Annotated in this window: 21 protein-coding genes and 1 pseudogene; 11 read left to right on the top strand and 11 right to left on the bottom strand. The window is 68.9% G+C overall.

Annotated features, from left to right (window positions below):
• The first annotated feature begins 86 nt into the window (after positions 1-86).
• The gene (locus tag ACZ7NC_RS20205) at positions 87-1,052 is read left to right on the top strand and encodes a YihY/virulence factor BrkB family protein (RefSeq protein WP_471490024.1); all 966 of its coding nucleotides are present in this window, start codon (positions 87-89) and stop codon (positions 1,050-1,052) included.
• 173 nt (positions 1,053-1,225) lie between these two features.
• On the opposite strand, the gene ACZ7NC_RS20200 is transcribed toward ACZ7NC_RS20205, so the two are convergent.
• From ACZ7NC_RS20200 to ACZ7NC_RS20190, 3 genes are all read right to left on the bottom strand, one after another.
• A complete protein-coding gene (locus ACZ7NC_RS20200; RefSeq protein WP_471490023.1) occupies positions 1,226-1,489 on the bottom strand; it encodes a GlsB/YeaQ/YmgE family stress response membrane protein in 264 nt (87 codons plus the stop codon).
• Between the two features lie 107 nt (positions 1,490-1,596).
• The gene (locus tag ACZ7NC_RS20195) at positions 1,597-2,262 is read right to left on the bottom strand and encodes a hypothetical protein (RefSeq protein ID WP_471490214.1); all 666 of its coding nucleotides are present in this window, start codon (positions 2,260-2,262) and stop codon (positions 1,597-1,599) included.
• Positions 2,263-2,267: 5 nt separating this feature from the next.
• Positions 2,268-2,843 (bottom strand): RNA polymerase sigma factor, encoded by a 576-nt coding sequence (locus ACZ7NC_RS20190; RefSeq protein ID WP_471490021.1) that lies wholly within the window; start codon positions 2,841-2,843, stop codon positions 2,268-2,270.
• A 133-nt stretch (positions 2,844-2,976) separates the two neighbouring features.
• Between ACZ7NC_RS20190 and ACZ7NC_RS20185 the strand changes: the two genes are divergently transcribed.
• Both ACZ7NC_RS20185 and ACZ7NC_RS20180 read left to right on the top strand, forming a co-directional pair.
• Complete coding sequence (locus ACZ7NC_RS20185) at positions 2,977-3,435, top strand: cupredoxin domain-containing protein (protein WP_471490019.1); 459 nt, start codon at positions 2,977-2,979, stop codon at positions 3,433-3,435.
• Positions 3,425-3,862: a hypothetical protein gene (locus tag ACZ7NC_RS20180; protein WP_471490017.1), complete on the top strand. Its 438-nt coding sequence runs from the start codon at positions 3,425-3,427 to the stop codon at positions 3,860-3,862. The genes ACZ7NC_RS20185 and ACZ7NC_RS20180 overlap by 11 nt, the downstream gene beginning before the upstream one ends.
• Here the strand turns inward: ACZ7NC_RS20180 and ACZ7NC_RS20175 are convergent.
• The 4 genes from ACZ7NC_RS20175 to ACZ7NC_RS20160 are packed head-to-tail and all read right to left on the bottom strand — an operon-like array spanning position 3,859 to position 8,214.
• The gene (locus ACZ7NC_RS20175; protein WP_471490016.1) at positions 3,859-4,695 is read right to left on the bottom strand and encodes a carbohydrate ABC transporter permease; all 837 of its coding nucleotides are present in this window, start codon (positions 4,693-4,695) and stop codon (positions 3,859-3,861) included. The genes ACZ7NC_RS20180 and ACZ7NC_RS20175 overlap by 4 nt on opposite strands.
• Positions 4,692-5,672, bottom strand: a complete 981-nt coding sequence (locus ACZ7NC_RS20170) for a carbohydrate ABC transporter permease (protein ID WP_471490014.1) — start codon at positions 5,670-5,672, stop codon at positions 4,692-4,694. The genes ACZ7NC_RS20175 and ACZ7NC_RS20170 overlap by 4 nt, the downstream gene beginning before the upstream one ends.
• A gap of 2 nt (positions 5,673-5,674) precedes the next feature.
• On the bottom strand, positions 5,675-6,976 hold the full coding sequence (locus ACZ7NC_RS20165) for an ABC transporter substrate-binding protein (protein ID WP_471490013.1): 1,302 nt from the start codon (positions 6,974-6,976) through the stop codon (positions 5,675-5,677).
• A complete protein-coding gene (locus ACZ7NC_RS20160; protein WP_471490011.1) occupies positions 6,973-8,214 on the bottom strand; it encodes an aminotransferase class V-fold PLP-dependent enzyme in 1,242 nt (413 codons plus the stop codon). Before ACZ7NC_RS20160 ends, ACZ7NC_RS20165 begins: the two co-directional genes overlap by 4 nt.
• Positions 8,215-8,473: 259 nt before the next feature.
• Between ACZ7NC_RS20160 and ACZ7NC_RS20155 the strand changes: the two genes are divergently transcribed.
• On the top strand, positions 8,474-9,202 hold the full coding sequence (locus ACZ7NC_RS20155) for a FadR/GntR family transcriptional regulator (RefSeq protein ID WP_471490010.1): 729 nt from the start codon (positions 8,474-8,476) through the stop codon (positions 9,200-9,202).
• Between the two features lie 33 nt (positions 9,203-9,235).
• Here the strand turns inward: ACZ7NC_RS20155 and ACZ7NC_RS20150 are convergent, their stop codons facing one another.
• Entirely contained in the window at positions 9,236-9,874 is a 639-nt protein-coding gene (locus ACZ7NC_RS20150) for a hypothetical protein (protein ID WP_471490008.1), read from the bottom strand.
• A gap of 231 nt (positions 9,875-10,105) precedes the next feature.
• Positions 10,106-11,371: a PP2C family protein-serine/threonine phosphatase gene (locus ACZ7NC_RS20145; RefSeq protein WP_471490006.1), complete on the bottom strand. Its 1,266-nt coding sequence runs from the start codon at positions 11,369-11,371 to the stop codon at positions 10,106-10,108.
• Between the two features lie 347 nt (positions 11,372-11,718).
• Between ACZ7NC_RS20145 and ACZ7NC_RS20140 the strand changes: the two genes are divergently transcribed.
• The 4 genes from ACZ7NC_RS20140 to ykgO all read left to right on the top strand — a co-directional run bounded on the left by ACZ7NC_RS20140 (position 11,719) and on the right by ykgO (position 13,030).
• Entirely contained in the window at positions 11,719-11,964 is a 246-nt protein-coding gene (locus tag ACZ7NC_RS20140) for a DUF5133 domain-containing protein (protein WP_471490004.1), read from the top strand.
• Between the two features lie 438 nt (positions 11,965-12,402).
• A complete protein-coding gene (gene rpmG / locus ACZ7NC_RS20135; protein WP_471490003.1) occupies positions 12,403-12,567 on the top strand; it encodes a 50S ribosomal protein L33 in 165 nt (54 codons plus the stop codon).
• A gap of 47 nt (positions 12,568-12,614) precedes the next feature.
• The gene (locus ACZ7NC_RS20130) at positions 12,615-12,872 is read left to right on the top strand and encodes a type B 50S ribosomal protein L31 (protein ID WP_471490001.1); all 258 of its coding nucleotides are present in this window, start codon (positions 12,615-12,617) and stop codon (positions 12,870-12,872) included.
• A 35-nt stretch (positions 12,873-12,907) separates the two neighbouring features.
• Positions 12,908-13,030, top strand: a complete 123-nt coding sequence (gene ykgO / locus ACZ7NC_RS20125) for a type B 50S ribosomal protein L36 (RefSeq protein WP_055619862.1) — start codon at positions 12,908-12,910, stop codon at positions 13,028-13,030.
• A 751-nt stretch (positions 13,031-13,781) separates the two neighbouring features.
• Here the strand turns inward: ykgO and ACZ7NC_RS20120 are convergent.
• Both ACZ7NC_RS20120 and ACZ7NC_RS20115 read right to left on the bottom strand, forming a co-directional pair.
• Positions 13,782-14,237, bottom strand: a complete 456-nt coding sequence (locus ACZ7NC_RS20120; protein WP_471490212.1) for an RICIN domain-containing protein — start codon at positions 14,235-14,237, stop codon at positions 13,782-13,784.
• Positions 14,238-14,261: 24 nt separating this feature from the next.
• Positions 14,262-15,881, bottom strand: a pseudogene (locus ACZ7NC_RS20115) (glycoside hydrolase family 43 protein); the annotation flags it as partial.
• A 331-nt stretch (positions 15,882-16,212) separates the two neighbouring features.
• Here ACZ7NC_RS20115 and ACZ7NC_RS20110 point away from each other — a divergent pair.
• The 3 genes from ACZ7NC_RS20110 to ACZ7NC_RS20100 all read left to right on the top strand — a co-directional run bounded on the left by ACZ7NC_RS20110 (position 16,213) and on the right by ACZ7NC_RS20100 (position 18,729).
• Positions 16,213-16,383 carry a hypothetical protein gene (locus ACZ7NC_RS20110; protein ID WP_471490233.1) on the top strand — a complete coding sequence of 57 codons (171 nt, stop codon included), beginning with the start codon at positions 16,213-16,215 and terminating at the stop codon, positions 16,381-16,383.
• Positions 16,384-16,627: 244 nt separating this feature from the next.
• Positions 16,628-17,011 (top strand): hypothetical protein, encoded by a 384-nt coding sequence (locus ACZ7NC_RS20105; RefSeq protein WP_471489999.1) that lies wholly within the window; start codon positions 16,628-16,630, stop codon positions 17,009-17,011.
• Positions 17,012-17,310: 299 nt separating this feature from the next.
• Entirely contained in the window at positions 17,311-18,729 is a 1,419-nt protein-coding gene (locus tag ACZ7NC_RS20100; protein WP_471489997.1) for a non-reducing end alpha-L-arabinofuranosidase family hydrolase, read from the top strand.
• Positions 18,730-19,225 lie beyond the last annotated feature (496 nt).

Below are 19,225 nucleotides of genomic sequence, written 5' to 3'. Positions count from 1 at the left end.
TCCGGCGCCGGAAGCATGAGGTCGTACCAAGGGGTTCCCGGGGCATCCGGACAGGGAGCAGCGGCGAGACTAGGAGCGTTGACGCGATGGGTATTGCCGTCCACGTCCCGCAGACCCGGGACATGATCGGGGAGGAGCTCTCCGGCGACGAGGCGTTCACCGCGTTGCGCCACTACGGAGGGGTGCGGCTGCTGACCGACTCGTTCGCACGGTTCCGTTACGCGGACGGCTTCACCAACGCGCGAGCTCTCGCCTTCCAGGTGGTGCTCGGTCTGGTGCCGTGCACCGTGGCGCTCGTCGGGCTGGCCACGTCGGTGCACACGGAGGGCGTGGGCCGGATCATCGAGCTCACCCTCGGCCGGATCGTGCCGGGTGCCAGCGCCGACATCGTCGAGGACGCCTTCCAGGGCACCCGGCGCACCGCTCACGGCGACGTCTGGAGCACGCTCGCTCTGTGGCTCGGCCTGGGGTTCGCACTGTTGAACCTCGCCTCGGCCATGGGCCAGATCGAGCGCGGCGCCAACCGTATCTACGGCATCGAGCGCGACCGTCCCTTCCCGCGCAAGTACGGGCGGGCGATGGTTCTCTCGCTCGCCGCCGGTCTGCCCCTGGTGCTCGGGTTCGTCGTGCTCGTCGCCGGTGAGGCCGTGGGTGACGCGGTGGCTGACTCCGCCGACTGGGAGGGCGGTGGGCCGCAGTGGTGGGGTGTGCTCGACGTCCCCGTGGGGCTCGCGCTGGCCTGGGTGGCCTCCGCAGTGATCTTCCGCTGGTCGCCCCGCCGCGACCAGCCCGGCTACACCTGGCTGGCGTTCGGCTCGGCCGTACACCTCGTGCTGTGGGTGGCGGCCACCTGGCCGCTCGCGCTGTACGTCGAGGAGAGCGGTGCCTTCGGCGCCGTGTACGGGCCTCTGACCGCCTTCATCGCCCTGCTGCTGTGGGCCAACCTCACCGCCGTCGTACTCTTCCTCGGCATCGCCTTCGCCGCACAACTGGAAGCGGCTCGCGCCGGCATCGAATCACCGGTCCAGCCGGACCCCGGACCGGGTGCGTGACGCGGGAAGCCGACGGACAGTGGCCGCCGCGCCGTGAACCGACCGGCGCGGCGGCCCGTGGTTCCTGCCGGAGCCGGAAGCGGGACCACCTCGCCGGCGGGGGACTGTCCGCGCCGGCGAGGTGGGTGTGCGCCTGCGCGCTCTGTTCGCGTCAGGTGCTGTGAGACCTTCGGTCAGTGGCGCAGCTTCACCTTGCTGACTGCGACAACGCCAAGGGCCGCGAGAGCGATCTGGAACAGCCACTCGACCCAGTCAACGCCCTTGGTGTCGGCGACGTCGAGGCCGGAGGCGATGCCGGTTCCGATGAACGCGGCGATGATGCCGATTGCGATCGTCCAGAGGACGCCAATGCGCTGGCGGCCGGGAACGACGAGTCGGCCGAGAACACCGATCACAATGCCGATAACAATGGCGCTGAGGACGCCTGAGATCTCCATGAGCGGTATGCCACCCCTCAATCGTTGGTGGCGTACGAGTGCCCGTTCGAATCGATTTCAGTCCCGCTCTGCCCGCTGGTCAAAACGAGACCGCCTGCGGACACGGCCTAACTCGTCGGGAAGCTCGCCGTGGCCACGACGCTTCCGTCCGGGGCCGTCAGGCGGGCGCCGGTCAGGGTCGCAGGGTCGGTCATGGCCGGCCCGCCCCAGTATCCGTAGCCGTCCTTGAGCGGGAAGGAACCCAACGGGACCGTCGACCCGTCGGCCCGAACGAGCAGACAGCGCACCGAGCCTTCCCGGCTGCTCCCGTCCAGGTCCACCGACATGTACACCCAGACCTCGTCACCGGCATGAGCGTAGATACGGCCCACCTCGTGGCCGTCGGAGACCAAGGCCGCCTCCCGCAGGCCGTCGTCCGTCCGCTGCGAGACGGACGGTGGCGCGGCCTCGACCACCGTGCCGATCGCCCATCCGCCGAAACCACAGGCCAGGGCCGCGGCCACCGCAGCCGCCGCCAGCCGGAGCCGGTGCCTACGCCGCTTCGGCGCGGGCGCCGCGCCCAGGGCCCGTACGACCCGGCTCTCGAAACCGACCGGCGGCTCGGCGCCCGGCAGCAGGGCGAGCAGACCGTCGCCGACCACCGTCAGCCCCTCGACGTGCTCCCGGCATTCCGGGCAGCGGTCCAGATGGGCGACCGCCTCGGCGCGCTCGCGGGCCGGCAGGACCCCGAGCACCAGCTCGGCGTCCAGCTCACGCAGCCGCTCGCACTCCATGCCGCTCACCGCTTCTCCGCCTCTTCAAGGAGCGCTCGTACCTTGAGCGTCCCGCTCCGGATCCGGGTCTTCGCCGTGCCCAGCGGAACGTGCTCAGCGTCCGCGACCTCCCGCGCCGTCATCCCGTAGATCCCGGCCATCACCAGGGCCCGCGCCTGCTCCCGGGGCAGCTCCGCCACCGCCCGCCTGACCCGCTCCGCGCTGTCGTCAGCGAGCGCCCGCCGCTCGGGCGTCTCGGTCACGATGCCGAGCAGCGTGTCCAGGTCCTCCGGGGCGACCGGGCTGGCACGCCGGGCCCGTACCGCATCGATCGCGAGGTTGTGTGCGATCGCCGTCAGCCAGGACCGTACGGAACCGCGCCGGGGGTCGTACATCTGTGCGTGCCGCCAGGCCCGTTCGAAGGTCTGCTGGGCGACGTCCTCGGCGAGCTGGGGGTCGCCGAGGACGGCGACGGCCACGCCGAAGACCGTGCGCTGGAAACGGCGCACGAACGCGACGGCGAGCTCCGGATCGCCCGTCGTCAGACCGGTGAGCAGTGCCTCGTCGGGGACCCGCCCGAGGGAGAGGCCCATGCGCCACATACCAGGGATACGTTTCGCCGCCTGCAACGGATTGCCTTACGTCCATTCTCCGCCCGCGTGATCCCGCGGGCCGCAATCCCTCGGCCCGGCAGCGTCGTACCCCTTGCGGGGGGACGAACCGGAGGACCGACTCATGACCATCCCGCACATCCGCCGCCTGCTCCTCGGCGTGGCCGCCGGCGGCCTGACCGCCCTGCTCGCCGCCTGTGGAGGCGGCGGCGACGGCAGCAGCAGTAACGACAACAGCACCAGCAACAGCGAGGGCCCTGGCACCAAGGTCACGGCGGAGCTGTCCGACTTCCACATCAAGCTCTCGACGGAGAAGTTCCAGCCCGGCCAGTACACCTTCACCGCGAACAACACGGGCTCGCACGACCATGCCCTGGAGATCGAGGGCCCCGGCGGCGAGGACCGCAGCAAGACGATCGAGCCGGGTCAGTCCACGACTCTCACGGTGACGCTCAAGTCCGGCTCGTACGAGGTCTACTGCCCGGTCGACGGACACAAGGACCAGGGCATGAAGACGGACATCACCGTCGGCGGAGCCTCGGCGCCGTCCGACAACAACACCTCCCCGGGCAATGGCTACTGACCGAGCGGGCGCGCGGCTCGTCCTGCGTCTGGCCGGCGCCGGACTGACGGCGGCGATGGCCGCGATCCATCTGCGCCTGTGGGCCGAGGGCTACCGGGACCTCGCCACGATCGGGCCGCTCTTCCTGCTCACCGGCGTTGTCGGCATCCTGCTCGCCCTGGCGCTGCTGGTCACGCCCGTGAGCGGGCTCGGCCCGGTCGCCGCCGTCACCGCGCTGTTCACGGTCGGCGCGCTGGGCGCGCTGTTCCTGAGCCTCACCGCGGGCCTGTTCGGGTTCAACGAGTACATCGACGCGGAGCTGGTGCGCCCGACCCTGTACGTCGAGACGGCGGGAGTGCTCGTCCTGACCACCCTGGCGGTGACTGCCTTCAGCCACCGCCACAGCCGCAACCACCGTCACAGCCACAGCCACAGCTACCGACGCTAGCCCTTCACCGCGCCTGACGTGAGGCCTTGAACGATGTGGCGGCTGGCGAAGGCGAACAGAAGCATGGTCGGCAGGATGGTGAGCACGGCCGCCGCGGACATCGAGCCCCAGTCGATGTTGAAGCTGGAGATGAAGCCGTTCAGGGCCGTGGGTACGGTCTTGTTGCTGTCGCTGTTCATGAGCGTCACCGACAGGAAGAGCTCGTTCCAGCAGTTGACGAAGTTGAAGATGAACGCGGCGATGATGCCGGGGCGCATCACCGGCAACAGGACCCGGAAGAGCGCTCCGAACCGGGACAGGCCGTCGATCATGGCGGCCTCCTCCAGCGCGTCCGGAATGTTCTCGAAGAAGCCGCGCAGCATCACCGTGCAGAAGGGGATGCACACCGCGATGTAGACGAGGATCAGTCCGAGGCGGTTGTCGACCAGCCTCAGGTCGGTCATCAGCAGGTAGAGCGGCCCGAGTGCGATGAACGACGGGATCATCTGGGTGACCAGGGCGGCCATCAGCAGAGCGGACTTGGTGCGGAACTCGAAGCGGGCCAGCACATACGCCGAAAGCATCGAGATCGCCGTGGCCGTCACGCCGGCCACGGTGGAGACGACGAGGCTGTTGGTGAGGTACGTCCCGAAGTCCGCCGTGCCGAACAGGCCGCTGTAGTTCTCCAGGGAGAAGCGCTCGGGCCAGTAGGCGAGCGGAAAGTGGAAGATGTCGCCGGGCGCCTTGAGCGAGGTGACGGTGATCCAGTAGAGCGGGAAGACGGTGAAGAGCAGCCACACACCGAGGAAGGTGAACTTGACGGCACGGCCGGCCGTCGTCTCCTTGCCGATCACGGCCTCACCCCTTTCTTCTCACGTGTGGCCATGAGGAAGAACACCGCGAACACCAGCAGCGCGGCCACCACGAGGAGGCCGAGCGCGGAGGCTCTGCCGTAGTCGCCCTGCTGAGTGATCTTGATCATCCAGGTGGTCACGATGTGTGTCTCGTTGTTCGGCCCGCCTCCGGTCATTCCGAAGATCAGGTCGGGGAAGTTGAAGATCCAGATCACCCGCAGCAGCACGGTCAGTGCCAGCGTGGTGCGGATGTACGGAATGGTGATCTGGAACAGCGTGCGTGCCTTGCCCGCGCCGTCCAGCGCCGCGGCCTCGTAGAGCTCGTCGGGGATCGACTGGAGGGCGGCCAGGATCATGATCGCGAAGAAGGTGACGCCGTACCAGATGTTGGCGACGAGCACGGCCACCATCGCCGTCTTCGGATCCGCCAGCCAGGCGATCGGCTCGTCGATCAGTCCGGCCTTCTGCAGCAGGTCGTTGACGACGCCGAACTCGCTGTTGAACAGCCAGCGGAAGAGGATGCCGATGAGGAATCCGGAGATCGCCCAGGGGAAGAAGATCAGCGCCTGGTAGAGGCCGCGGAAGCGGAAGCGACGGCGCAGCCACAGCGCGAGGGCGAAGCCGATCACCAACTGAGGGACGATCGAGCCGATCACCCAGACCGCGGTGTTGCCCAGCACGGTGCCCCAGGCAGGGTCGGCGAAGACGTCGCGGAAGTTCTTGAGCCCGACCCAGGAGGTGTCGGTCAGGTCGGTCAACTTCCAGTTGCGGAAGGCCATTTGGCCGCCCGCGATCATCGGGTAGTAGGTGAAGACCGCCACGAGGACCGCGGCCGGCGCCATGAAGGCGGCGATTTGCAGACCGCGCCGGGTGGTGAACTCCCGTCGGCGGCCCCGTTGGGGGAGACCTCGCTTGCGGGAGGCCTCCCCACTGCCCGGCGCGGTCGTCTTCGCCGTAGTCGTTGAAGCGACGGACATGTCTACTGCTCCTGCTGCCACTTCTCGGTCCAGTACGCGTCCCAGCCCGCGAGCAGCTTCTTGGGCGTCGTCTTGCCCAGGATCAGCTTCTGCACGTCGGCGTCCGCCTTCTGCTGCCACTCGGCCCACCAGGTCACGCCGCGTGGCTGGGTGACGACCAGGTACTTCTCCGGGTGCTCGGTCATGGTGACGTAGCTCGACCAGGGGCCGGTCCGGTAGAAGGAGTCGCTGCTCGCGGACTTGAGGATGGGCACCAGGCTGTTCTTCTTGGTGAACGTCGTCGACGCCGCGCCCTCGGAGAGGAACTCGACCAGCTTGACGGCCTCTGCCTTGTGCTTGCTGCCCTTGGCGACACCCCACCCGGCGGTGGCCAGGGGCTGCACGGTCTTGCCGCCGGGCCCGGCCACCAGCGGCGCGGTGCCCCACTGCCCCTTCGAGATGGACTTGGACTCCGAGACCGTGGCGATCACCTCGGGGTCCTGGAGCAGGAACGCCGTCGACCCGTTGGAGAAGGCCTCGACCATCTCCGGGTAGCCCCAGGAGACGGACGACTTGGGGGACGCCTGCTTGAAGAGCTTGAGGTAGTTCTCGATGGCGTCCTCCGCCTCTGGCGCGGAGAAGATCGTACGGCCGTTCTTGAGTTTGAAGCCGTTGGCCGGGTCGACCTGGTCGGCGAGGTAGGCCTCGATGGCGGCGGTGGCGTTGCTGTTGGAGTTGGCGCCACCGCGGAAGGCGTAGCCGTAACGGCGCTGAGCCGGGTCGTGGATGGCGGCGGCCTGCTCCAGCAGTTCCGACCAGGTCGCCGGTGGCTTGCTGAAGCCCGCCTTCTTGATCAGGTCGGTGCGGTAGAAGAGGCTCAGGCCGTAGAAGCCGTACGGAACGAAGTACGTTCTGCCCTTGGCGTCCTGCGAGGCCTTGACGGCGTTCTCCGTCATGGCCTGCCAGCCCTTCCAGCCGCCGAGATCCTTCTTCATGTCGTAGAGCCAGCCGTTGTTCGACCAGGGCCCGACGGTGATGTCGCGGACCTCCAGCACATCCACCCCGCTGCCGGACTGGAGCATCTGCTGGAGCTTCTGGTCGGCCTGCTCGGTGGGCGGCGAGACCAGGTTGACCTTGATCTTGGGGTTCTGCTGCTCGAAGTCGGCTATGAGGTCCTTGAGCAGGTCGGTGCGGGTGGGGTTCGTCAGGCTCTCGACCATGTTGACGGTGACAGTCCCGCTCGCGTCGGGGCTCATCGTGGAACAGCCGGTCAGGACCATCGCGGCGGCGGTGCCGAGCGCGAGAGCTGCCGTCCTTCTTCTCATTGTGCTGACCTCTTCCCTGAGTTCTCTCGGGCCCACTTGCCGAGGACGGGGACGCATTCCTCGGCGAAGTACTCGTAGTCGGCGGCGGTGTTGTAGACGTGGGCGGACAGACGCATGTAGCCGATGCCGTCGAAGCTGGTGAAGGCCGCCTCCACGCCCAGTTCGAGGGCCACCCGGTCACGCAGTGCGTCGGCCTCGATCCGGTCGGCGGCGAGGCCGTCCGGGACGCGCACCAGACGCATGCCGGGCACGGGCATGCCGACGTCGACCGCACAGTCCGCACCGGTCGGTTCGGCGAAGGCGGTGCCGATGACATGGGCGCCGTAGTCGGCCAGGTCGTCCATGTAGCGGCGGGCAGCGGGCCACCCCCAGGTGCGCTCGACGAAGGCGAGGGACGTCGGCGCGGCCAGGTAGGCGGTTGCGTCGATGGTGCCCTGCTGGTCGAAGCGGTCGGGGTAGGGGTCGGCCGCTGCCCACGAGTCGATGAGGGGGTGGAGCCGATCGCGCAGCGGGCCGCGGGCGACCAGCGCCGCGGTGCCGCGCGGGGCGCAGCCCCACTTGTGCAGATTGCCGGTCCAGAAGTCGTACGTCGCGTCGGCGAGCGGGGCAGCGAGCAGCCCCGGCGCGTGCGCGCCGTCGACGAGCACGGGGACGCCTCTGCGCCCGGCCTCCGCCCCGATGCGCTCCACCGGCAGTCGGCGCGCGGTAGCCGAGGTGATCTGATCGACGACGACGAGTTCGGTGGCGTCGCTGAGCTCGCCCGCCACGGCCTCGTATGCCTGGTCCTCGTCCGCGTCGAGCGGCACCCGGGCGGTACGGACCCGGCCGCCCCAGCGACGTGCCAGCCGCTCGGCACCCATCGTGACCGCCCCGTAGCCATGGTCGGTGACGAGGATTTCCCCGCCGTGGCGGAGGGCGAGGGCGGCGTAGACGACACTCGCGCCGGCGCTGGCGTTCGGGACGAGGGCGAGTTCGTCGGCATTGACATGGAGGAAGTCGGCGAGCTCGACACGGGTGGCGGCCAGCCGCTGCGGCAGCGCCGGGAACCACACCACCGGCGAGCGCTCCATCTCCACCCGCAGCAGTTCCTGCCGCTCCTGCGCCACCAGCGGAACCGCCCCGAAGGAGCCGTGGTTCAGGTGCTTGAGGGCAGGATCCAGCGACCACGCCCGGTCGGCGGGCCGGCCGTCCGCCAGCAGCAGAGGGCGCGGTGCGGTGGTCACCTCGGTCTCGCTCACAGGACTCCACATCTGGGCAGGGGCAGGGGCAGGGGCTGGGCGGTCCCGCGGAAGGTCAGGTCCATTCCCCGGACTCATATGATGACTCGGCATCCTGCACGGCTTTCTGGACGGAAACAAGGGTCGTACAGTGAAAGTCATCAGATGACTTTCGGGGAGACGCATCCGACACATCTGCGACTCACATCTGAGACTCGCTACAGTGCTCCGAGGGGACCGCGGCGTGATCGCGGGCCCGTCAGGGGGAGGAAGGGGACGGATGTCCGCAGTCGACAGGGCGTTCCACGGCCTACGGCACATGATCGCGACGGGACGCCTCGGTCCCGGTGAGCGCATTCCGCCCGAGGGCGACCTCTGTGAGGAGTTGGGCGTCTCACGGGGATCGCTGCGCGAGGCCGTACGGATGCTCGCCGCCCTGGGCGTCATCGAGCCGCGGCACGGCTCGGGTACGTACGTCTCACAACTGAGGCCCGAGGACGTGATCGGCAGCCTCTCCCTGACCCTCGAACTCCTCCCGCTGTCGGGCCTGTTGGAGGTCTACGAGATCCGGCGCGTCCTCGAGGCCCACGTCGCCGCCCAGGCGGCGGCCCGCTGCACGCCGGAGACGGTGCGCACGCTCTTCTCTCTCATCGAGGACATGGAGGCCACGAGCGACCCCACCAAGGCCTCCGAACTCGACCACCGCTTCCACGCGGAAATCGCCCGCGTCGGCGGCAACCCCACCCTGGCCTCCCTCTTGGCGGTCTTCCGGTCCCGCTCCCGCAAGTACCAGGTCTTCACCTTGCCCGAAGGCCCTGAAATGCGTAGGAAGAGCGACGACGACCACCGCGTCCTGGCCACCGCCATCGCCGACCGCGACCCCGTCGCCGCGGCCGGCGCGGCCCAGGCGCATGTCGCCCAGACGGAGCGGTGGCTGCGCGCGTTCATGCCGCCGGTGGAGGAGGTCGAGGGTCCGGACCGGCCGTCGCGGATGGGTGGCTCGGCCTGAGGGCTTCGGATCCGGGGGGGGGCAGGCGGCCGGTCAGCCGTTGTGGGTGCTTCCGCGGTGGTAGCCGAGTTCGAGGTAGCGGGTGCGGGTGCCCCAGGAGCCGAGGTCGGGCGTGTTGGCCAGGACGTCGTGCCAGGGCTGGGTGCGGGGAGCGGCCGCCTCGTCGGAAGTCGCCTTACCGGAAGGGTCCTCCTCGTCGAGCGCGGCCGGCGGACAGCCGGGTCGCCCGGCCCAGAGCCGCACTCCCGACCGCCCCTCGGACTCGCGGACCGGCTCCCACCACCCCACCGAGAACATGCCGGCGAGCTCGTGCATGGCGATGAAGCTGGTCACGCCGTCCTCGGGGTCGGTGCGGTCCGGGCGCTCGGTGAGGGCGTGCCACAGGATGTACATGTTCGGTAGCCGCACCTCGGGCTGGAAGCGGTACACGAGCCGCTCCAGCCTGATCGAGCCGATGCGCGGCAGCTGTACCCGGGTGAGCGGGACGACCTCGCGCTCGCCGCCGGTCCAGGTCAGACTCTCGTTGCGGCCCATGTAGTTGGGCTCGCTGAAGACGGTGACGTGGAGGCGTTCCCTGCGATCGGGCCGGCGGTTGTGCAGCATGCCCGCGCCGGCGACGGCGCCGCCCACGGAGGCCAGGCCCGCCAGGAGGAGTCTGGTCTTGCGGTTCATCGGGACGCGGCACCTCGCTTGTGAGGGGACGGGCGCTCCATCATGCGCCACGGGCGGCCCGTTGATCTACCGTCAGGTGCGGTGCTGTGACCTGGGGACTCATTGATGCCTCAGCACAGTCAGTCTCCGGTAGACCGGTAGACCGGTAGACCGATCGACCGGTACACCGGGTGAGACGTGCTGACCCACACTCAGATTCGGGACGCGGTCCCTCTGTTGGTGACTTGCGGGTCAGGTGGGGTGCCATTGGGTCAGCAGGATGGTGGCGTCGTCGTGCAGGCGGTGTTCCTGGTGGAGGTTCTGGATGAGGCGGCGCAGGGTTTCGGGGGCGTTGTTTCCTGTTGCCATGGAGCGGATGACGGTGTCGGTAAGGCGCTGTTCGCCGAAGAGGGTGCCTTCGGCTGAGCGAGCTTCGGTGACGCCGTCGCTGTAGAGCAGAATGCGGTCTCCGGGCTGGAGGCGGGCGTGGTGCTCGGTCGGTGCGGTTCCGGTGTCGAGTCCGAGGCCGAGGGGGAGTTGCGGGGGGCGTTCCAGGGCCTGGGGCAGGACGTGACCGTCGCGGATGAGCAGTGGAGCGGGATGGCCGCAGTTGATCCACGTGAGGTGACCGGTGGTGATGTCGAGATGGGCGATGACGGCGGTCAGCAAGCGGTCGGGGATCCACTGGCTGAGGGTCTGATCGATGGTGGCGGCGATGTCGGTGAGGGTGCCACCGGCACGGCGGGTGGCGCGGCAGGCCGCGAGAGCGACCGCGCTTGCGCCTCCGGAGGCCAGGTCGTGGCCCATGGCGTCCAACAGGGTCAGGTGCAGTACGCCGTCGTTGAGGCTGTGGTCGAAGGCGTCTCCGCCGGCGTCGTAGGCCGGTTCCAGGAGAGCGCTGGAGGTGACGTGCCGGGTGCCGATGGTGCGCGGCGGCACGAACGCCCACAACAGTTCCGCCTGGGTGGTCATGGCCCGCGAGCGTGCCTGCGTGATGAGCAGGTCGTTGTGGGTCGACTTGGACATCACCAGCAGGGTTGCCAGTCCCGCCAACGCCTGGCAGGTCTCGAGCAGGGCGGGTCCCAGGAGGGGCGCACCGGCCTTCATGACGCCTACTCGCTCGACTCCGTCGATCAGCGGCAGCCAGGCCGTGCTGCCGTCGCGGGACTGTTGGACCTGTTGCGTGCGGTAGGCGAGGCCGCCCAGCGAACCGTCGATGTCAATGGCGGCGACCGCGGCGGGGGAGGGGTGCGGCAAGGGGACCAGCCGGTTCTGCTGCAGGTCGGCCACGTACACCTGGGTACTCGACAGGCCCAGGCGATGCCCTGCCTCGTCGATCAGCGCAGGAATCTCCCCGGCGGCCACCCTGTGGGAGCGCGCCAGAAGGTCCGACAAGACGGCGTCACCACTCGTCACAGCCGCTCCGTTTCCCCTGATCCGCATCCGCATCCGCATCCGCATCCGCTCCGCGCCCGCGAGAGCGGGTACGTCGGCCGCCCGCGTCCGTGCCCTACTCATACTCCTCGTCGCCCGCTGCCGTTGCAGCCCGGCACTCGCGGTGCTTGTCTTGCTGCCGTCGGCCGGCGCACCCCGCTCGTCACGGGCGTAGAGAGCGAGCCGCTGGTCTGCTGCCGACGTCGTTTCCGCCGCGCTCGACCCGTGACCCGGCAGGGGGAGGCCGGCCGCTTGCTCCGCACGGGGGACTCCGGGGCAGTTTCAGGCGTAAATCCTTCAACGCGGGGCACTTGGGGTTCTGCCCGGCGCTGCTTGGTGCCGGGCGGTGGCGTGAGAAGCCCTGTATCCAGCCTGCTCTTCCTGGTGACGCCGAGCGGCATGCGGGCTGCGTCTTTGAGAGGGGACTTGCCATGATCCTTCCGGCTGAGAAGGAGTTGCGTGCCGCCCTGGCCCGGTTTGCAGAGTCGTGCATCGAGCACGATGTGCTTCCCACCGTTCGCACCAGCCGCGCTCTCGAGGACGCCACGTACACGCTCTGCGTGATGACCGGCGCCCGCACTGCCGATGAGGCTCTTGCCGCGGCGGATGCACTTCTGCAGGGGTACCGCGCCGGCCGTAAGAGCACCACGCAAGAGGACGAGACACTGGCCGCCTAGCATCTGCGGGTCAGGCCTCGGCGTCGTTGTGGTTCCTACGGCAGATCGTGGCCGGTACTGGAGCGCGAGGGCTGATCCGGGGCGTGCATCTGCGGTGAGCCATGCTGCCTGCCCGCCGAGTGGCTGTCCGACCAGGGCAGGCCGCCGCAGCGCCGGCTGATGGGCAACGGCGATTAGTCGGCGGCGACGTAGGCGGCGCGCGCGACGTCCCGCAGACGGCGCGGTGGGCTGTCCCGGCCTCCGAACGGAGGGGCAGGCAGCACTCACGACCCCTGGGACATCGGGAATCTACCGGCTGACGTGCGCGTTGCATGGTCACGAGCGGCGGCTGTCCCTGCCGAGAGGGGCTCGGGAATGCGGCACCGGGGCATGTTGTTGAACCCCGTACCTGACATGTTCGAGTCAACTGGCTCGCATGGTGGCGGAAGGGAGTCCCCAATGGCACGCAGCAGCGCACGGCCCGTCGTGAGGCTGACGTCGACGGCCGGCACCGGTGTCACCTATGTGACCCGCAAGAACCGTCTCAACGACCCCGACCGGCTGGTCCTGCGCAAGTACGACCCGGTCGCCGACGCTCACGTCATGTTCCGCGAGGAACGCTGACGTCGGCATCCCGCTGCTTCGCAGCAAACGTGACGAAGGGACATTCCATGAGGCCCGGCATTCATCCCGTCTCTCGTTCGGTCATCTTCCGCGACCGTGCGTCGGGATTCGCCATGCTGACCCGCTCCACGCTCGACTCGCGGTGGACGGTCGAGTGGGAGGACGGCGAGACCTACCCGGTGGTGGACGTCGAGATCTCGTCGGCGAGCCACCCGTTCTACACGGGCACCTCACGTGTCCTGGACACCGCAGGATGTGTGGAGCGATTCGAGCGGCGCTATGGCCGTACCGCCGCCGGCCACTGACAGCCGACTCACCGGCCAGTCGAGAGGAGACCACGATGAAGGTGCGCAAGTCGCTTCGCTCACTCAAGGCCAGGCCCGGCGCCCAGGTGGTGCGCCGTCGGGGCGTGACCTTCGTGATCAACAAGAAGGAGCCGCGCTTCAAGGCCCGCCAGGGCTGACGGACCGCCTCTCTCTGCACGGTCGGCCCGGCATCCGCGATCACCACGGGTGCCGGGCCGACGGCACGCGAGACGCCGCCCACCGGCGTGGGCCCAGCGTGCCATCGTGCTCATGACCCGGCGCATCGGCCGCCGGCAGTCCCGCCGGACCGGCCGGCCGGCATCCCGCCAGAACGACAGAGACCGACGGTCGCCCGGACCACCGCCACCCGTGGACCGCACATCCGAGTTGAAGGCGGCGAGGATGCAGGGGTAGTCCGGGTGTTCGGGCAGGTCCGGCGCGACGGCCGGGAGCCGGTCGGTGAGACCGGTGACGGTCTTGCGGGTGATCGTGAGGTGCTCCAGGTGCATCTCGGCGTCCCGCAACCGGGTCTGCAGGTGGTCGATCTGTGGACATCTTGCGTTTGACCACGCGGAGGTTGCTGCGTCGTCGCCGTCTCGGCAGGAGCCGGGCCAGGATCTCGCGGACCCCGTGGAGCAGTGCGCCGGCTAATCGCTCAGGGGAAGAACGCGGCCTGCCGTGCCTGGCACACGGTTCAGGGCGGCGCCACGTCTCCCGAGCGCGCTGCGCAGCACGCAGTGGTCAGGACCGGGCATCCCAGCGTTCGATCCTCTTCAGAAAAGGTTGGCGCCCGGTCCAAGTTTTTTCGGACCTCGCTGTCGGCTGTGCGACCTCGGGTGCGCGCAGACCGATACTCCCCTTGCCCAGCGGGCAAGGGGAGTATCGGTGGGCTTGAACCGGATAGCGGTGTCAGCAGGAGGGCAAGCCGGTGAAGCCGGCGCGGACGAGCTTCCACTGCTGGTTCACGCCGCCCCAGTCCGAGTACTGAACGATGCCGGTCCCGTCGGCGGAGGAGAAGCCCGGTACCTCGACGGCCTTCCCGCTGTTGCGGTTGATCAACCGGACGTATCCGTCCGGTGAGTCCGCCAACCGGAACTGCTGGTTCACGCCACCGTGGTCGCTCCACTGGTGGATGGCGGCGTTGTCGGCCGTCGACCAGCTGGAGACGTCCAGCACCTTGCCGGAGTGCCTGGCCTTCAACCGGTAGTAGCCGTCACCGGAGTCCACGAACTGGAACTGCTGGTTGGTCCCGTCGTGCCGGGCCCACTGCGTGACCGCGGCGCCGTCCGCGGAGCTCCCGCCCGCCACGTCCAGTGCCTTGCCGCTGTTGCGGTTGACCATGATGTACCAGGCGTTCGTGTCCACAGTGACCGCTTGCGCCGTCGGCGCGCACGCGCTCAACTCGAAGCGTTCCACCCGCACTTTGCCGCCGAGGGTCTTGGTGGCGTGGTTGAAGACGGCGAAGCGGTAGCCCAGGAAGAACTCCCACGCGTTGGTCATGGTGAAGGCCGGGCCGAGCGGGGTGAAGGTGGTGCCGTCGGTGCTGTAGGAGAACGTCGCCCGGCGGCCCGGCCCCGGGCTGATGTCGGCGGTGGCGCGCAGCCAGACGCGGCTGCTGGACGCGGGGAGGTCGGCGCGGGCCTGCTCGGTGCCGGTGCCGGTGGTGTTCCAGCGGGCGTCCATGGTCAGGCCGTCGAACATCACCAGCCGGCTGACGCCGTTCTGCCGTGTGACGCCGATCCAGGCGGAGGAGTCCCGCAGCATCGCCAGCCCGGCCCGGTGGCCGTCCGCCATCCCGGAGTAGTCGAGCACGACGGTCGCGGTGGAGGCGGGGCCCTGGATGCGGCGGGTGAGGGTGTTACGAGCGTTGTAGAGGTCGTCGGTGACGGTGGCGGTCCTGAGGGTGAGCCCGTTGTCGACGGTGAACGCGGCGGTGTCGGGGTTGTGGTTCCACTCCCAGTACGGCGCCAGCGCCGTCCCCTCGAAGGTGTCGGCGCCGGTCATCGGCGGGAGCGGGTGCGGGGTGACCGGGTAGGGGTATGTCTCGCCCCACTCGCCGTCGACGGTCTGGAGCTCGGGCCAGCCCTCGGCGTTCCAGGTGACCGGGGCCAGGGCGGGGACGCGGCCGCCGGGATAGGCGTCGATGAAGCCCATGTAGTACCAGTCGCCGTTCGGGGTGTCGACCAGCGCGCCCTGGTGCGGCACGCCGCCGCCGGGGATCGGGCGGGACAGGTCCCACAGCACCTCCCGCATCTCGTACGGGCCGAAGGGGCCTGAGGTGGACTTCCAGATGTACTGCCCGGCGGTGCCGTCGGCCGGGCGGGTGACGAAGATGTAGTAGTTCCCGTTGATCTTGTAGAAGCGGGAGCCCTCCATCAGGCCGAACTCGGCGGGCTTGGTGAGCACGTGCTCGGACCTGACCTCGGAGCGCATGTCCGGGGAGAGCTGCGCGACGCGGATCTCGTTGGCGCCGTACGCCACGTACGGGGTGCCGTCGTCGTCGAAGAGCAGCCCCGCGTCGTAGTAGATGCTGCCGATCTCGGCGTGCCGGGTCCAGGGGCCCGCCGCGTCGGTGGCGCTGTATATGTACGACCGCTGGAAGCCGATCTGGCCCAGCCAGTAGAAGGTCTTGTCGCTGGGGCGGTAGCGCATCGAGGACGCCCAGATGCCCCCGACGTACGCCCGTCCGCCGTTGAGGTCGTACGCGTCGCCGAAGTCGAGGACCGGCACCGAGTGGCCGATGAACTCCCAGTTGACCAGGTCGTAGGAGCGCAGGACGGGCGCGCCCGGCGAGTAGTGCATGGTCGAGCCGGTGTAGTAGTACGTGTCGCCGACGCGGATGACCTCGAGGTCGGCGAAGTCCTGCCAGATCACCGGGTTGGTGAACCGCTCCTGCTGGGCCGTCGTGGCCGCCGCCGCGCGCATCGCCGGCAGCGTGGCGCCCGCGACCAGACCGGCGGTGACCGCCATGAGTCTCCGGCGGCTGTGGGGGTGTTGGAGCCAGGACATGCGAGATCAGCTTCCTTACGGGTGCGGGGACCGAGAGCCGAAGTTCGAAATGTCGGACATTATTCTGAGTATCGAACGAGAATATAGGAGGGGGCAGGAGGGGCGTCAACACCGGGCGATCAGCGGGTGGTTGGCGGCTCGCCCGCAGCAGTCGTCGTTCGGTGATCGTGCGCGCTTCGGGGCTCTCGAAGTCGTCCGGGCCAACTCTTCGTGGTCATGCCGGGAGGCTGTCCCTGTCGGAGCCTGGCCAAGTCCCGACCCCACTCATTGGAGGGGCGGTCTCGCCGGACCGCCCCTCCAACGAGTGGCATCGAGGGCTGTCCGAGCTGTGATGAGGGCAGCCTCCCGGGGGATCGACGACCTTGCCGACGCAACCTGGGACCGTGAACTCGACGACCTCTTCCTACGCATCGGCCACCGCTTCGGCCCCGCCGACTTGCGACGCCGCATGCGTGACTACGTCCGCGCCCTCCTCGGTCCGGTCGGCCGCAAAAACGGCTGACCACTGGCCGAACACGCAGGCCACCGCACCCCCGACGGCCTGCCCGACGAGAGGACCTTCGCCACCAAACCGGAGCTGGCCAGGCCATCGCTCGCGTGGAGAACCGCACCTGCCGGTCCTCGCTCACCAGGCCGCACTTCACCTCGCGGCCATCCTCGTCCGGGCCTGCACGGGCTCCGGCTTCGCTGCCGAACTGATCACGGCGAGCCCGTCCGAGGCGCCCCGCCGGTGCGATGGTCAACCCATGGACGGCCTCGTGCAGTTCCTTCGGGAGCGCAGACTGCGGGTGCGGACGTCGACGGTCCCCGCGGTGCTGGTCGGTGGCGTGGTGCTGGTCGGCGAGGTAGGCAGCCACCGCCCGGTCCAGGGCGTCGCCGTCAACAGCCCCCGGCACGCCCGATCGCCGCCGACGACGGTGTACGCCGCCACCCGGGCAGGTGACGGCCCACAGCGAGGGCCCGTGAACGGCCCACCCGAGGCCCTCGCGCCCCGCTCGGCGAGTTCTCGACGCTCCCCGCACCGCAGACGACCGCCGCGGGCACACGTCGACCGGACCGGCGTCAGTGAGTGCCACCGGCCCCGCCGCGGGCGCGGGTCGGGTACCGAGCCGGACCAGAGGCTCAGGTGAGCGACCTGGTCGGGGCCCGTGATGATCACCAAGTCCGCGCCCGCACCGCTACCTGGCCCTCACGCCAAAGGCCCGTACAACCATAGGACTTGAAGCTGCCTGGTTTCAGCCTGCGAACGTTTCCTGCCCGCGGGTCTTGCGAGAAGTATTGACGTCATTCATGGGATGTCTAGCATTCTCACGATCGGCACTTCGACCGCTGTTCGATATGTCGAACAGTCGGAGTTCCGCCACACCGGCATCCGGGCAGCCCCTGACGGGCCAACCGGAGCCGCTTGCTCAAGGATGACGAGGTCCTTATGCGCAGACGTATTTTCAGCCGCAGACGCCCGTCCGCGGTGCTCGCCGCCGCGGTTGCGACCCTGGCCGCGTTGGCGGCGCTGCTCGTCGCCGGCCCGGCTCAGGCGGCCACCACCGGCGACGTGCGCAGTGTTGATTCCGGCCGCTGTCTCGATGTGGCGGGCGTCAGCCAGACCGACGGCGCGAACGTGTACATCTGGGACTGCCACGGTGGAATCAACCAGCAGTGGACGTTGACGGACAGCGCCCAGCTGACCGTGTACGGCAACAAGTGCCTGGATGCCCGGGGCGGCGGCACCACGGCCGGGACCCCGGTGCAGATCTGGACGTGCACTGGCACTGAGAACCAGCAGTGGCGGGTGAACCCCGACGGCACGATCGTCGGCGTGCGGTCCGGGCTGTGCCTGGACGTCTCGGGCTGGGGTAAGGCCAACGGCACGGAGGTGCGGCTCTGGTCGTGCCACGGCGGCGCCAACCAGAAGTGGACCGGCCTGTCCGGGGCGAGCAACGCGTGTGCTCTTCCGTCGACCTACCGCTGGACCTCGACGGGTCCGCTGGCGCAGCCGGCGAACGGGCAGCTCGCGCTGAAGGACTTCGCCACCGTGAAGTACAACGGCAAGAACCTGGTCTACGCGACCACCGCCAACGAAAGTGGGTGGGGCTCGACGGGGTTCAGTCCCTTCACGAACTGGTCGGACATGGGGGCGGCCACCCAGACCAAGACGAACCAGGACGCGGTGGCGCCCGAACTGTTCTACCTCTCAACCAAGAACATCTGGGTGATGGTGTACCAGTGGCCGTCGTTCGTCTACAGCACGTCCAGCGACCCCACCAACCCCAACGGCTGGTCCGCCCCGCAGCCGCTGTTCACCGGCAGCCTCCCTGCCGGCGAAGACGGCGCCCCGCTCGACGCGACCATGATCGCCGACAACCAGAACATGTACCTGTTCTTCGCCGGTGACAACGGCAAGATCTACCGGACGAGCATGCCGCTCGGGAACTTCCCCAGCAGCTTCGGCTCCTCGTACACGACGGTCATGAGTGACACAAACAGGGACCTTCTGTTCGAGGCGCCGGAGGTCTACAAGGTCCAGGGCCGGGACCAGTACCTCATGATCGTTGAGGCGCAGGGTTCGAACCGCTACTTCCGCTCGTTCACCGCCTCCAGCCTGAACGGCCCGTGGACCGTCCAGGCCGGCAGCGAGAGCAGCCCCTTCGCGGGCCAGGCCAACAGCGGTTCCACCTGGGCCCAGGGCGTCAGCCACGGTGACCTGGTCCGCAACAACCCCGACCAGACCATGACCATCGATCCCTGCAACCTGCAGTTCCTCTACCAGGGCCTCCTCAAAGACATCCCGCCGAACACCGGCTACATGCAACTGCCGTACCGGCCGGGCCTGCTCACCCTGCAGCGCTGACCCGCCTGATCCACGGTGACAGCCATGGGGTGCGGTCCGCCGCCGCGTGGACGAGCTGTCTACGGCGCGGGTAACTCCACCTGCTGACCGATACTCACCGCCTTGAGGAACCCCAGCCGCGCGTCGGCTGGGGTTTCTCTCTTTCGTGGACTCTCATCGTGGGAACGGACCGAGGCCCTATGACGCCACCGGGGATCCTGGGATCCGCCTGCCGGCCGTGGTGTGCCGAGAATTCCGCAAGCCCATCCCGGGCATCGGTCCGTGTCGCCGTCGTTCCCCTGGACCCACGTCGTCTTCCTGCTGCAACTACGAGCCCATCGCTTCGGCGCCGACGCCCACCTTGGCTTCGTTCACCTTCAGTGACAGCGTTTGTCGACCAGTTTGAGCGGCGATTTGCGATCTCTGGGGGAAAGGTTTTCACGAGTTTTGACGGCGCTTCGCGTCAGTGATCTTGGCCTGCGGTCTGTGCGGAGCAGTCGTGTCCGTCGCCGGGCAG

Source organism: Streptomyces sp. NPDC111802, assembly GCF_055634335.1.
The sequence above is the reverse complement of the archived record's forward strand: the minus strand, read 5'-3'. Positions and strand labels throughout refer to the sequence as shown.